10 protein-coding genes are annotated in these 13,585 nt (G+C 73.9%); 5 read left to right on the top strand and 5 right to left on the bottom strand.

All coding sequences use genetic code 11. The features are described from left to right. Window positions 1-18 precede the first annotated feature (18 nt). On the top strand, window positions 19-2,841 hold the full coding sequence (locus SCWH03_RS14495; protein WP_173264646.1) for a helicase-associated domain-containing protein: 2,823 nt from the start codon (window positions 19-21) through the stop codon (window positions 2,839-2,841). 398 nt (window positions 2,842-3,239) lie between these two features. Here SCWH03_RS14495 and SCWH03_RS14490 read toward each other — a convergent pair whose 3' ends face one another. Then, window positions 3,240-3,437 carry a hypothetical protein gene (locus SCWH03_RS14490; RefSeq protein ID WP_173264645.1) on the bottom strand — a complete coding sequence of 66 codons (198 nt, stop codon included), beginning with the start codon at window positions 3,435-3,437 and terminating at the stop codon, window positions 3,240-3,242. Between the two features lie 62 nt (window positions 3,438-3,499). Continuing rightward, window positions 3,500-4,714 (bottom strand): helix-turn-helix domain-containing protein, encoded by a 1,215-nt coding sequence (locus SCWH03_RS14485; RefSeq protein WP_173264644.1) that lies wholly within the window; start codon window positions 4,712-4,714, stop codon window positions 3,500-3,502. Window positions 4,715-5,108: 394 nt separating this feature from the next. On the opposite strand from SCWH03_RS14485, the gene SCWH03_RS14480 reads away from it, so the two are divergent. Beyond that, window positions 5,109-6,749, top strand: coding sequence for a DNA repair helicase XPB (locus tag SCWH03_RS14480; protein WP_173264643.1), 1,641 nt, complete (start codon window positions 5,109-5,111; stop codon window positions 6,747-6,749). A 193-nt stretch (window positions 6,750-6,942) separates the two neighbouring features. On the opposite strand, the gene SCWH03_RS14475 is transcribed toward SCWH03_RS14480, so the two are convergent. Further along, window positions 6,943-7,131, bottom strand: coding sequence for a hypothetical protein (locus SCWH03_RS14475; protein ID WP_173264642.1), 189 nt, complete (start codon window positions 7,129-7,131; stop codon window positions 6,943-6,945). 432 nt (window positions 7,132-7,563) lie between these two features. Here SCWH03_RS14475 and SCWH03_RS14470 point away from each other — a divergent pair, with 432 nt between their 5' ends. Beyond that, on the top strand, window positions 7,564-9,585 hold the full coding sequence (locus SCWH03_RS14470) for a HelD family protein (RefSeq protein ID WP_173264743.1): 2,022 nt from the start codon (window positions 7,564-7,566) through the stop codon (window positions 9,583-9,585). 68 nt (window positions 9,586-9,653) lie between these two features. Here the strand turns inward: SCWH03_RS14470 and SCWH03_RS14465 are convergent, their stop codons facing one another. Both SCWH03_RS14465 and SCWH03_RS14460 read right to left on the bottom strand, forming a co-directional pair. Beyond that, complete coding sequence (locus SCWH03_RS14465; RefSeq protein ID WP_173264641.1) at window positions 9,654-10,343, bottom strand: copper homeostasis protein CutC; 690 nt, start codon at window positions 10,341-10,343, stop codon at window positions 9,654-9,656. Between the two features lie 311 nt (window positions 10,344-10,654). Further along, on the bottom strand, window positions 10,655-11,029 hold the full coding sequence (locus SCWH03_RS14460; protein WP_173264640.1) for a DUF6479 family protein: 375 nt from the start codon (window positions 11,027-11,029) through the stop codon (window positions 10,655-10,657). Window positions 11,030-11,402: 373 nt separating this feature from the next. On the opposite strand from SCWH03_RS14460, the gene SCWH03_RS14455 reads away from it, so the two are divergent. Both SCWH03_RS14455 and SCWH03_RS14450 read left to right on the top strand, forming a co-directional pair. Then, window positions 11,403-12,077, top strand: coding sequence for an HD domain-containing protein (locus SCWH03_RS14455; RefSeq protein WP_173264639.1), 675 nt, complete (start codon window positions 11,403-11,405; stop codon window positions 12,075-12,077). 227 nt (window positions 12,078-12,304) lie between these two features. After that, window positions 12,305-13,546 carry a Cmx/CmrA family chloramphenicol efflux MFS transporter gene (locus SCWH03_RS14450; RefSeq protein WP_254076768.1) on the top strand — a complete coding sequence of 414 codons (1,242 nt, stop codon included), beginning with the start codon at window positions 12,305-12,307 and terminating at the stop codon, window positions 13,544-13,546. Window positions 13,547-13,585 lie beyond the last annotated feature (39 nt).

The raw sequence follows: 13,585 nt of genomic DNA, 5'->3' as shown, positions 1-13,585 counted from the left end.
GGGGCTAACGTGGGGCGGATGGGGACCGGTGAGCTCGATCGGGAGGCGCACGTGCCCGCAGGAACGTCCGAAGGGACACCGGCAGGACAGCCCGCGCATGAGGCGGAGGGGGCCGCGGCGGCTGCGCCGGGGCACCCGCACGGCGGCGGGGACGCGCACGCGCACGCCCAGGGCGACCGGGACGCCCGCACCGCAGCCGAAGCCCAGAGCGGCTCGGACACCCCCGACGGCTCCGCCGGACCACCCCGTACCCTCGCCCAGGCGCTGCGCGGACGCGGCGACGGGGCTCTGGCCGCACTGCTCCGCGCCCGCCCGGATCTGCTGAACCCCCTGCCGGGCGATCTGACGCAGCTCGCCACCCGCGCCGGCACCAGGGCTTCCGTCGTCAGGGCGCTGGAGCGGCTCGACCGGTTCGCCCAGCAGACCGCCCAGGCCCTGGCCGTGGCCGTGGAACCCACCTCGTATGGGACGCTGCTCGCGCTGCTGAGCGGCGACGGCAACGGCAACGGCAACGGCAACGACCCGGCGGTCGAGGCCGCGCTCCCGCGGGCACTCGGCCGGCTGCGAGAGCAGGCCCTGGTCTGGGGTGGCGACGACCGGCTGCGGCTGGTGCGGACCGCGCGCGAACTGCTCGCCCCTTCCCCCCAGCACCCCTCCCCCACCGGTCTCGGCCCGACGGTCGCCGAGGCCACCGCGGGAATGTCACCGGGCAGACTGCAGGAGATCCTCGCCGCGGCGGGACTGCCGACGACCCATGACCCGGTGTCGGCCGTGGAGTCGCTGACCGCGCTGTTCACCGACCGGGAGCGGATGGCGGCGCTGCTGGACACGGCTCCGGCGGGGGCCCTCGCGGTGCTCGACCGGCTGGTGTGGGGGCCGCCGTACGGGACGGTGGGCCCACCGGGCGGCTCCTCGGGCACGGCGGACCCGACCCCGGTGCAGTGGCTGCGGGACCGGGGACTGCTGCTGCCCTCCTCACCGCGTACGGTCGTGCTGCCGCGCGAGGTGGCGCTGTATCTGCGCGGCGGGCGGGTGCACCGCGAGCCCGAGCCGCTGGCACCGGAGATCCGGATCGCGGCCGAACACCGCCCGCACACGGTGGACAGCACGGCCGCGGGACAGGCACACACCGCGCTCGCCACCGTCGAGGAGCTGCTGAAGGGCTGGCGGACGGGCGGGCCGGCGGTGCTGAGAGCCGGCGGTCTGAGCGTCCGGGACCTCAGGAGAACCGCAGCGGCCCTCGACGTCTCCGAGCAGATCGCCGCCTTCTGGCTGGAACTGGCCTACGTGGCCGGACTGCTGGCCTCCGACGCGGAAGCCGATGAGCGGTTCGCGCCGACGCCCGCCTACGACGAGTGGCTGGACCTGCCCGCCGCCTCGCGGTGGACGGCCCTCGCGACCGCCTGGCTCACCGCCACCCGGACGCCGGGACTGGTCGGCGAGCAGGACGCCAAGGGCCGGACGGTCGCGGCGCTCGGCCCGGACCTGGACCGGGGCGCCGCCGCCGAGGTGCGTCACCGAGTGCTGGCCCTGCTGGCCGAGCTGCCCGCGGGCGCGGCCCCGGACCCCGGCACGGTCCTCGCCCGGCTCCGCTGGGAGCGCCCGGTCCGCACCCCGGCGTCCGGTCCGGGCACTCGTGAGCACTCCGATCCACGCTCCCGTCTCGCCGGCTGGACCCTGAGGGAGGCGGAGCTGCTGGGGCTGACCGGGCGAGGAGCGCTCGCCACCGCGGCCCGCGCCCTCCTGACCGGCCCGGCCGTTCCCGAGACGGCTTCCGGTGCGGCCGCCGGGGCCGCCGGCCGCGATCCCGCCGCGCCGCCGGCCGTCCAGAGTCTCGCCGCGCCGCCGTCCGTCCAGAGCACCTCCGCCGCGCCGCCGTCCGTCCAGAGTCTCGCCGCGCGGGCCGCGCTCGCCGCCGAGGTGATCGCGCCGCTGCTGCCCGAACCGCTCGACCACGTCCTCCTCCAGGCCGATCTCACCGCCGTCGCACCGGGCCCGCTGGAGCGCCCGCTCGCGGAGGCGCTCGGCGTCCTCGCGGACGTGGAGTCGAAGGGTGGCGCGACGGTCTACCGGTTTACCCCGGCGTCCGTACGGCGCGCCCTGGACGCCGGGCAGACCGCGGCGGACCTGCACGCCTTCCTCGCCGGGCACAGCCGCACCCCGGTGCCCCAGCCGCTCAGCTACCTCATCGACGACGTGGCACGCAAGCACGGGCATCTGCGCATCGGGGCCGCCTCCGCCTACGTCCGCTGCGACGACATCGCGCTGCTCGACGAGATCCTGGCCGACCGGCGCTCGCAGGGCCTGAGGATGCGCCGGCTCGCCCCCACCGTGGTCGCCGCCCAGGCGGACCCCGCCGCGCTGCTCGAAGGGCTGCGGTCCCTGGGGTATGCACCGGCCGCGGAGTCCGCCGAGGGGGATGTGCTGATCACCCGCGCCGGCTCCCACCGCACCCCGCGCCGCACCCCGCCGGCTCCCGTTCCGGACGGGCCGCCGGTACCGGACGACACCCTGCTCGCCGCAGCGGTGCGGGCGATCCGGGCGGGCGACCAGGCCGCGACGGCCGTACGCAAGCCCGCGGCGCACACCACCGGCACCGGTGAACTGCCCCGCACCCCCGCGGCCGAGACCCTCGCGACCGTGCAGGCGGCCGCGCTCACCGGCTCCGCCCTCTGGATCGGATACGTCAACGCCGAGGGCGCCGCGAGCCAGCGGGTCATCGCGCCGGTCCGCGTCGAGGGCGGGTTCGTCACCGCGTACGACCACACCGCCGACGAGGTGCGCACCTACCCCCTGCACCGGATCACCGGCGCCGCCGAGCTGGCGGACGACCCGGCCTGAACGCCCTTGCCGGGCACGGCTCACCGGGGGTGCGCGCCAGGCCCCGCGGCGACCGCGTGCATCAGGCGGGCAGCCGGCGCGATTCCCGCCCCAGGGTCATGCCTGACCCACCGGGGGGGGCGACCTTCGGCGGTCCGGCGCGCGGCCTTCGCAGCGCCCGATCTCCAGGGGCGGCGGTCCGAGAGGGCTACGCGCGTGTCGCGTGGTCGGGTGGGACCAGCCACTCGCGTCCATCCCATTCGGGCCACGGGAACGCCGTGGGACGCTCCGGCGATCGCCCGGCGGGTCGACGGGTCGACGGGTCGACGGGGTCCTCATAGCCCGGACCATGTCACGCAGGATGCCGACCCGTCCCGCACCGTCCGCCACACGTCGTCCGATGTCCTCTGCGGTCACCATCAGTGCCCCTCGGGGTGCCGCCGCATGAACACATTGCAGTCGGACCCCGTGGTCATGTCGCCCCCGGCACGGGCGCGGGAGCGCACGGCGGCCAACTCGGCGCAACCGGCGCCCCCTTCCACGGGGGCGGGGTCCGGCTCCCACTGCCGTAGGGGGAGTTCGATCGGGGTGGTGTGAAAGTTCGTCGGCTCGCTCATACAGGGATCGTCCTGTTGGCCACGCGAGATCCACAGGGACGGAACGTCCTACTCTCACGCCCTTAGACGGTGACCCCCAGGAACTCAGCCAGCTTGCGCAGTCCCGGCGGGCGCGACGGCCCGTTCCACAGGTCGGTGACGATCGCCACGGCCAAGGTGTGGTGACGCACCCACCCCGGGGCCACCTGCCGCAGCCTCTCCAAAGCCCGCACAGCCCCGGCAGCATCCCCTACGTCGGTATGAGCACGAGCTACGTCCAGGAGCAGCCACGTCCGCCACGAGGGCGGGGTGTCCTTGCTCAGCCTTATACCCTTGGCCAGCGTCAACGCTTCCTCGGGCCGCTCATGCTGGACCGCGAGGCGCACTCGTTCGATACGCACCGACGACCGGCTGAACACCGAAACCAGCTTTCCGTCAGCGGGGGGCGGGAGCGTCGCCAGACGACCGGCTGCCTTTTCGGCCGTCACCATCATGTCGTTGGCGGTCTCGTAGTCGTCGCTGCGGGCATACGACGTGGCCGCAGACATCAGCAAGCCTCCCCACACGCGTACTCCCTCGGACGTATCCGCGTGTTCCCGCTCCACCCCGTCCGCAGCGTGCACGGCGAGATTCCGGGCGTCGTCCAGGCGGGCTTGCCTCTGGTAGGCCCAGGCGACGGAGTTCGAGACCATCGGGGCGAGCAACGGGTCCGAAGAATCTTCGGCGGCGGCGAAAGCACGCTCCAGCGCGGACAGAGCGAGATCGGTCTTGCCGAGCCGGATCGCAAGGTGCCCGCCGAGTTGCAGCGCCTTGCCGAGCGCCGCTTGACCGGCTGCCCGTTGCTCGGGGCTGCCCACCCCGGCGAGTAGGCGCGCGTCAGCGACAATGCCCGGCAGTACGTCCATGAGACGGCCGAACTCCGCTGCGTGGTACAGGGTCCATCCTTCGGAGAGTTCGGCCCGGAGAACGGGCAGCGACAGCCGTTCCACGCCCGCCGGTTCAACGGGCGGAGCGAACAACGGCGGCATGATCGCCCGCCGGACTGCCACGAGTTGCGGCGGATCGGCCTCACCGCTTGAGGGGACGCCCGGAGGATCGCCCAGAAGGGCCGTCAGCTCCACGCCGAGCCCCTTGGCCAGTGAGTGGAGTGTGGGGAGGCGGGCGCTGTGCTTCCGGTGCTGTTCCAGCTTCCGGATCACGTCCACGGAGACGCCGGAGCGCTCGGACAGTCCCTCCTGTGTGAGATCCGCCAGCCTGCGCAGTCCGGCCATGCGGTCGCCCAGGTGCTCGGTAGCCATGCCTCAGAAGCTACGCCGGAGCGGCGGCTTCGTGGGGCCGACGCCATAACCCGTACAGGGAGCGCGGCCATGACGTGTGTGTCTCTGATCAGGCGTTCCGAGGCTCTTCCCCACCCTTTCGCCGGGTCGTTCTCCGGTGCCGTCCAGCACGTCCCCGCTGATCAGGTCGCCCCCACCACCCGCCTGGCACGGGCCGTGCACGGCTCCTCACGGGCCGCACGCAGACGCTCCGGCGAGGTAGAGTTCTCTGTTTGCCGCGAAAGGCGGACTCGAACGGCCGCGCGCCTTCCCGGCGCGCCCGCCGAGGCGCCCTTCGGGCGACGGACGGGGCAAGGCCCAGAACGTGGCAGCTGTGGTGCCTGTCACACCGACGATCCCATCCACGGAGGTATGTGTGTCCTGCCTGATCGTCCAGAGCGACAAGACCCTCCTGCTCGAGGTCGACCACGAGCAGGCCGACGCGTGCCGCCGTGCCATCGCCCCCTTCGCCGAGCTGGAGCGCGCCCCCGAGCACATCCACACCTACCGGGTCACCCCGCTCGGCCTGTGGAACGCGCGGGCGGCCGGACACGACGCCGAGCAGGTCGTGGACGCGCTGGTCGAGTTCTCCCGCTACCCCGTCCCGCACGCGCTGCTCGTCGACGTGGCCGAGACGATGGCCCGCTACGGCCGTCTCACGCTCGTGAAGCACCCCACCCACGGCCTGGTGCTGTCCACGACCGACCGCCCCGTGCTGGAGGAGGTCCTGCGCTCCAAGCGGATCCAGCCGCTGGTCGGCGCCCGGCTCGACCCGGACACGGTCGCCGTGCACCCCTCCGAGCGCGGCCAGATCAAGCAGACGCTGCTGAAGCTCGGCTGGCCCGCCGAGGACCTCGCCGGTTACGTGGACGGCGAGGCCCACCGCATCGATCTGGACGAGTCCGGCTGGGCCCTGCGCCCGTACCAGAAGCAGGCCGTCGAGGGCTTCTGGCACGGCGGCTCGGGTGTCGTCGTGCTCCCCTGCGGCGCGGGCAAGACCCTCGTCGGTGCCGGGGCGATGGCCCAGGCGAAGGCGACCACGCTGATCCTCGTCACCAACACCGTCTCCGCCCGCCAGTGGAAGCACGAGCTGGTCAGGCGCACCTCGCTGACCGAGGAGGAGGTCGGCGAGTACAGCGGCGCGAAGAAGGAGATCCGGCCGGTCACCATCGCCACGTACCAGGTGCTCACGACCAGGCGGAAGGGCGTCTACCCGCATCTGGAGCTGTTCGACTCCCGCGACTGGGGACTGATCGTCTACGACGAGGTGCACCTGCTGCCCGCACCGGTCTTCAAGTTCACCGCGGACCTGCAGGCCCGCAGGCGGCTCGGTCTGACGGCGACGCTCGTGCGCGAGGACGGCCGCGAGTCGGACGTCTTCTCGCTCATCGGCCCGAAGCGGTTCGACGCGCCCTGGAAGGAGATCGAGGCTCAGGGGTACATCGCGCCCGCCGACTGCGTCGAGGTCCGGGTCAATCTGACGGACTCCGAGCGGCTCGCGTACGCGACCGCGGAGACCGAGGAGAAGTACCGCTTCTGCGCCACGACGGACACCAAGCGGAAGGTCGCCGAAGCGCTCGTCCGCAGGCATGCCGGCCAGCAGATCCTGGTCATCGGCCAGTACATCGACCAGCTCGACGAACTCGGCGAACACCTGGACGCGCCCGTCATCAAGGGCGAGACGCCCAACTCCCAGCGGGAGAAGCTCTTCGACGCGTTCCGGAACGGCGAGATCTCCGTGCTCGTCGTCTCCAAGGTCGCCAACTTCTCGATCGACCTCCCGGAGGCGACGATCGCCATCCAGGTGTCGGGCACCTTCGGCTCCCGCCAGGAGGAGGCCCAGCGCCTCGGTCGCGTGCTGCGCCCGAAGGCGGACGGCCACAAGGCGCACTTCTACTCCGTGGTGGCCCGCGACACGATCGACCAGGACTTCGCGGCGCACCGCCAGCGCTTCCTCGCGGAACAGGGGTACGCATACCGGATCGTGGACGCGGACGACCTGTCGGCCGAGGGCTGAGGCAGGCCCGGGGCGGTGCGCGACGGCACCGTCCCGCACCGCGCCGTCCCGCGCCGTCCCGCGCCGTCCCGCACCGGCCCCTCAACCGCGCGCACCAGCGCTCTCCCGTCCTCACCGGCGCTCTCCGGCGCACACCGGCAGCCGGCAGCCGGCAGGCAGGAGAACGCGACGGGCCGAGTGCCGCGGGCGGCGCTCAGCGCCGCCCGCGGACGCCGGCCTCCTCGCTGTACTCGCCGAGGACCGCGACCTTGAAGGCCGTGACGATGAAGACCCTGACCACGCGCAGCGCGTCGCCGAGACGGTGGGAGCGGTGCTCCGGGGCCCCGGTGGCGGTGGCTCCGCGACCGGGGAGGGACTTCGGGGTGAGGGTGGCTGCACTCATATGACCAGCATGGTTTCCGGGTGTGCGCACCACATCGGCCTGCGGGCTGAACGCCGGTCGGGAGCGCGTACGACTCCAGGCAGGGCCTCCCCTACGGGGCGGGCCTGCCCCTGGAAATCCACTCGCCCCGGCACGGCGGGCTGAGTAGGATCGCCCGCCTTGCCCGCCTCCCTCGCGGGAGTGCTGCCTCCCGGACGGAAACCGGGTGCGCTGCCATGTCTTCTCCACCACCAACGTACTCCCGGAGGCAGCACCGTGCCCAGGCCCGCCACACCCGCCACACCCGCCACACCCCCCGCGCAGGAAGCGCCCGCAGCAGCTCCCGCACCCCCGGCGCAGGCGCATCCCGCAGCACCACCCGCACCGGCAGGACCGCCGGCACCCCCCGCACCGCCGACACCGACGGCACCCGCGGCACCGGCTCACGACCCGCTGCGCCGTGAGCGGGCCCATCTGGCCGCCTCGCGCGCCGCCCTGCGCGAGATGCGCGAGGACGTCGAAGCCCTGGACATCCGCGACGTCACGGCGAACTGGGTGAACGCCGCCGTCCTGGAGTCGCAGATCAGCGAGCGGATCAAGGCGCTCGCCGACCTCGCCCACACCCCGCTCTTCTTCGGACGGCTCGACTACCAGCGGACCACTCAGCAGGGGCAGCGCTTCTACATCGGCCGACGCCATGTACACGACGGCGGCGGCGACCCCATGGTGATCGACTGGCGCGCGCCGGTCTCCCAGCCGTTCTACCGGGCTTCCCGCAAGGATCCGATGGGCGTGCGGCTGCGCCGCCGATTCGGCTACACGGGCGGCGAACTGACGGCATATGAGGACGAGCACCTCACCGACCCGGCCGCGGCGGACCTCACCGGCACGCTGCTCCGGGCCGAGATCGAGCGCCCGCGCGTGGGCCCGATGCGGGACATCGTGGCCACGATCCAGCCCGAACAGGACGAGATCGTGCGGTCGGGCCTGACGGGCACGGTGTGTGTGCAGGGCGGGCCAGGCACCGGGAAGACCGCGGTGGGGCTGCACCGGGTGGCGTACCTGCTGTACGCGCACCGGGAGCGACTGGCCCGTACCGGAACGCTGGTCGTCGGGCCCAACCGGTCCTTCCTGCACTACATCGAGCAAGTACTGCCCGCCCTCGGCGAGTTGGAGGTCAAGCAGACGACCGTCACGGATCTCGTGGCCCATGTCGAGGTGCGGGGCACGGACGAGCCCCCGGCGGCGCTGGTCAAGGGCGACGCCCGGATGGCGAGAGTGCTGCGGCGTGCGATCCGTTCGCATGTGACGACGCCCACCGAGCCGGTGGTGGTGGTCCGCGGCTCCCGGCGGTGGCGGGTTCCCACGTACGAACTGCAGCACATCGTCGCGGAGTTGCTGGACCGCGACATCCGCTACGGCGCGGCCCGCGATGCGCTGCCGCAGCGCATCGCGCACGCGGTGCTGCTCCGGATGGAAGCGGCCGGTGAGGCTCCCGACGACCGGGTGCAGGACGCGGTGGCGCGCGGCGCGGCGGTGAAGGCGGCGGTGAAGGCGATCTGGCCGCAGGTGGACCCGGCGAAGCTGGTGCTGCGCCTGCTGTCGCAGCCGGAGTTCCTGGCGGAGCACGCCGAAGGGGTGCTGAGTGCGGACGAGCAGCGGGCGGTGCTGTGGACCCGGCCGCCGCGCTCGGTCCGCTCGGCGCGCTGGAGCGCGGCGGACGCGGTGCTGATCGACGAGGCGAACGACCTCGTCGAACGCACACCGTCCCTCGGCCATGTCGTCCTCGACGAGGCGCAGGACCTGTCGCCGATGCAGTACCGGGCGGTGGGGCGCAGATGCACGACGGGCTCGGCCACGGTCCTCGGCGACCTGGCACAGGGCACCACCCCGTGGGCGACGGCGAGTTGGTCCGAGGCGCTGACCCATCTGGGCAAGCCCGACGCGGTGGTGGAGGAGCTGACGGCGGGTTTCCGGGTGCCGCGCGAGGTGATCGCGTACGCGTCCCGGCTGCTGCCCCATATGTCGCCCGGTCTGACGGAGGTGCGGTCGGTGCGCGAGTCCCCCGGCTCGCTGCGGATCCGCCCTTCGCGGGGTGACGGGGACGTGGTCACCGCGTGCCTGTCGGCGCTGCGGCACGAGGGCTCGACCGGCCTGATCGCCGCCGACGCCCGGGTGCCGGCGCTGGCGTCCGCGCTGACCGGCGCCGGTGTCCCGTTCCTCGCCCCCGGAGAGGAGACCACCCGGGACACCCGCCTCACCCTGGTACCGGCGTCCCTCGCGAAGGGCCTCGAGTACGACCACGTGGTACTCGACGACCCCGCGGCCGTGGTCGCGGCCGAGCCCGACGAGCGCACGGGGCTGCGGCGGCTGTACGTGGCCCTGACCCGGGCGGTCTCGGGCCTGACGGTGCTGCACTCGTCGCCTCTGCCGTGGCAACTGGGGGGGAACGGGGCTGATCAGCCCAGAGGCTGACGCCGTGCCCGGGCCCGCACTCCCCGGCGGGCCGCCCGCAGGACCGGGGGCAGGACCGGGAGCAGGACCTACCCGTCGACCGCCTCGCGCCACTCGCGCACCGCGGCCCTGACCACCGGCGCCTCCCATCCGCCGGGCCTCGCCGCACCGCCGATGTGGAACGCGTCGAGACCGGCCGCGCGGAGAGGCGGAACGTGGTCGAGGCGAAGGCCGCCGCCGACCAGTAGCCGCGGCTCGTACCCGGGCTCGCCGCGTCGCGCGGCCTCCGCCAGCAGCACCGGCAGGCCGTCGCCGACGCCCGACGCACTCCCCGCGGTGAGGTAGGTGTCGAGGCCGGGCAGGTCGGCGAGCTGCCTGCGCAGGGACTCGCGGTCGGCCGCGCGGTCGATGGCCCGGTGGAACGTCCAGCGGCAGCCCTCGATCTCGGCGACCAGCCGCTCGACCGCCACGAGGTCGAGGGCGCCGTGCGCGTCGAGGAAGCCGAGCACGAACTCGTCCGCCCCTTCCCTCCGGAGTCCACCCGCCACCCCGGCGAGCATGTCGACGTCACCCGCCCCGAAACCGTCCGCGAGCCGGAGCATCACCCGCAGCGGGATGTCCACCGCCGCGCGGACGCGGCCGAAGACCTCCCGGGACGGGCTGAGCCCATCCGCCGCCATGTCGCTGACCAGCTCGACGCGGTCCGCTCCCCCGGCCTGCGCGGCGGCCGCGTCCGCTGCGTCGAGGGCGATCACCTCCAGGAGCGCACGCGTGCTCACGGCTCGTCCTCCACCGGTCGACACCACAACAGGTCCCGTCCCCTATCGGAGCCGGCCTCGTCCGCACCCCATACGTCTGCACCCCACCCATACCCATCCCGCAAGCCATCCGCCCCGCATCCGCCCCGCATCCACCCGAGCGAGCGCCGACCCCGGATCCCCTGGGCACCGGCCCCGGCACACACCGACCGCCCGGGCGCCGGCTCGCGCGCACCCCACCGCTCCCGTGCGCATGCCACAACCCCCGCACCACACCGCATCCGCGCGCCCCTCGGCAGGCACGCGCCGGTACCGCCGGCGGAGCCGCGGGCTCAACCGCCCAGGCTGCCGCTTCCGAAGGCCCCGCCACTGCGGCTGCCGTGCTTCGGCCGGGCCTCGGGCCCCTTGCCGGTGGTGTGCGAGGTGTGGGTCTTCAGGTTGTAGGGGAGGAGCCGGCTGCCGTCGTCGGGGAAGGCGTCGTCATCGGCCTCCCTGACCTCCTCGATGTGCTCCCGGCGGTCGGCCCGCTTCGGCTGCTCCTCGGGGCTCGGGACACGCAGCCGGGACCGCCGCCGCCCGTCCCACCACATCGCGCCGCCGAGCAGGACGATGAGCACGACCCCGAGGGTGAGCGGACCGATCGCGGCCAGGATCTGGGCCGCAAGCTCGGTGGTGGGCACATGCGAGGCCATGACCGCTGCGTTCATGGTGTGAGCCTCCACGCAAGGGGTGAGACGCAGGCGCTATCCATTATCACCCGTTATGCCCATTCCGCCAGCATGCCCGCGACGGCGCCCCACCGGAGCGGAAGCCGACGGGCGGCACTCTGTGCGGAGCGGGACCGGAAGCCGTCCTGCGCAGCACCGGACGGAGCGGGGCGGGGAAACCGCAGGCCGGGGCGCACCCGACCGCCTGCGGCTGCGCCCCGCAGGCCGCCGGGTGCGCCCCGCGGAAAGGCCACCGCCGGCTGCGCCCAGGACTGGGAGGGCGCCGCCGACGGGACGGCCGGGCCGGCCGTCCCGGGAGACCGGGTGCCGGCCCGGTCGGCAGCCGGTCTCCCGGCGGCCGGACAATGTGCCCATGCCCGCGCTTCCGCCCCACCCCGCCCACGACGACCTCCGCCGGCGCTGGGCCGCCACCGTGGCCGCGGCCACCGGCCGCACACCGGACGCCTCCTCGCCCGCACCGGACCGCTACGCCGACGAACTGCTCAGGCGCTGGACCGAGCCGCAGCGGAGGTACCACACCACGGATCACCTGGCCGCGGTGCTGGACCGGGTAGACGCGCTCGCCGAGTACGCGGACGACGTCCACCTCGTACGCCTGGCGGCATGGTTCCACGACGCTGTGTACCTGCCGCAGCGCTCCACCAACGAGGAGCGCAGCGCCCGTCTCGCCGAACGCACCCTCACCGAGCTCGGCGTCGACCGGGAGCGCACCGAGGAGGTGTCCCGGCTGGTACTCCTCACCCGGGACCACACGGCCCGGGACGACGACGCCAACGGCACGGTCCTCTGCGACGCCGACCTGGCGATCCTCGCTTCGCCGGCGGACGCGTACGCGAGGTATGCCGCCGCCGTGCGCGAGGAGTACGGATTCGTCCCCGACGACGTCTACCGCGCGGGCCGGTCCGATGTCCTGCGCCGTCTGCTCGGCCTGCCGAGACTGTTCCGCACTCCGTACGGGCAGCGGCACTGGGAGGGCGCTTCGCGGCGCAACATGGCGGGAGAGCTGGAGCGCCTCCAGAGAGCCTGAGCCCACGACGCGGCGGGGCGCACCGCACGGCCGGCGCCGCCACCGGGCCCGGCGGGGACGGGACCGGCGGGCGGCGGGGACGGGACCGGCGGGCAGGGAGACGGGACCGGTGTCCGGTACGGAACGCCGCGCCCGCCGTGTGGACGCTCCCGGCTCCGGGAATGACAGGCGCCATCCGGCTGTTGGGCACTGTCATGTCCGCCGCCACCGCCGACGCGCCGTCCCCCCTGCCGTCGGCCGTCTATATCCTCGGCCTCTCGGTCTTCGCTCTCGGCACCAGCGAGTTCATGCTGTCCGGGCTGCTGCCGCCCATCGCCGAGGACATGGGCGTCTCGATCCCCCAAGCGGGGCTGCTGATCTCCGCGTTCGCCATCGGGATGGTCGTCGGCGCCCCGCTGCTCGCCGTGGCGACACTGCGGCTACCGCGCCGCGCCACACTCGTCACCCTGCTCACCGTCTTCGGGTTGGGCCAGGTCGCCGGGGCGCTTGCGCCGACGTACGAGGTGCTGTTCGCGTCCCGGGTGGTCAGCGCCCTCGCCTGTGCCGGGTTCTGGGCGGTCGGCGCCGCGGTGGCCGTGGCGATGGTGCCCTTCGGCTCGCGCGCCCGTGCGATCGCCGTGATGATCGGCGGTCTGTCGATCGCCAACGTCCTGGGCGTCCCGGCCGGTGCGTTCCTGGGCGAGCACCTCGGCTGGCGCTCGGCGTTCTGGGCGGTCGGCGCCGCGTCGGCGGTGGCCCTGGCGGGCGTGCTGACCAGGATCCCGTCCATCCCGGTGCCCGAGGAGAAGCCGCGGCTCCGTCGCGAGCTGACCATCTACCGGGACCGCCAGGTCTGGCTCGCCGTCGCGGTCACCGCGCTGTCGGCGGGCGGCGTCTTCTGCGTGTTCTCGTACCTGGCACCGCTGCTCACCGATGTCGCGGGGCTCGGCGGAGGCTGGGTGCCCACCGTCCTCGGCCTCTTCGGCATCGGCGCCCTGCTCGGCACGGCGATCGGCGGCCGCATCGCCGACGCCCACCTCTTCGGTGTGATGCTCGGCGGAATCACCGCCTCCACGGTGCTGCTGGCTGTTCTGGCCGTGACCGCCGAGTCGCCGGTGGCGGCGGTGGGCCTGTCGTTCCTGATCGGCGTGGCGTCGTTCTTCACCGCCCCCGCCCTGAACGCCCGGATGTTCAACGTCGCGGGCGCGGCCCCCACGCTGGCCGCCGCGACGACCACCGCCGCGTTCAACCTCGGCAACACCAGCGGGCCCTGGCTCGGCGGCACGGTCATCGACGCGGGCCTCGGCTTCGCCGCCACGGCGTGGGCGGGCGCGGCGATGACCACCGGCGCCCTCGGACTGGTCGCGCTGGCCCTGCTGTTCGAGCGCAGGGGGAAGGCCCCGGCGCCCAGGGCCGGCCTGGTGGCCGTCCCTGCCCGCGGCGGACGGGACGGCCACCAGGCCGGCCCGACGCGCTGCGAGACGGTCTGACGCACCCGGCACCCGGCACCCTTCACCGGCCGCGCCGAC

It is taken from the genome of Streptomyces pacificus, from assembly GCF_011766325.1.
Taxonomy (GTDB): domain Bacteria; phylum Actinomycetota; class Actinomycetes; order Streptomycetales; family Streptomycetaceae; genus Streptomyces; species Streptomyces pacificus.
The sequence above is the reverse complement of the archived record's forward strand: the minus strand, read 5'-3'. Positions and strand labels throughout refer to the sequence as shown.

Coding starts and splice junctions, on each gene's coding strand:
- SCWH03_RS14495 (WP_173264646.1), top strand. CDS start 19: ATGGGGACCGGTGAGCTCGATCGGGAGGCGCACGTGCCCGCAGGAACG.
- SCWH03_RS14490 (WP_173264645.1), bottom strand. CDS start 3,437: ATGAGCGAGCCGACGAACTTTCACACCACCCCGATCGAACTCCCCCTA.
- SCWH03_RS14485 (WP_173264644.1), bottom strand. CDS start 4,714: ATGGCTACCGAGCACCTGGGCGACCGCATGGCCGGACTGCGCAGGCTG.
- SCWH03_RS14475 (WP_173264642.1), bottom strand. CDS start 7,131: ATGAGTGCAGCCACCCTCACCCCGAAGTCCCTCCCCGGTCGCGGAGCC.
- SCWH03_RS14460 (WP_173264640.1), bottom strand. CDS start 11,029: ATGAACGCAGCGGTCATGGCCTCGCATGTGCCCACCACCGAGCTTGCG.
- SCWH03_RS14455 (WP_173264639.1), top strand. CDS start 11,403: ATGCCCGCGCTTCCGCCCCACCCCGCCCACGACGACCTCCGCCGGCGC.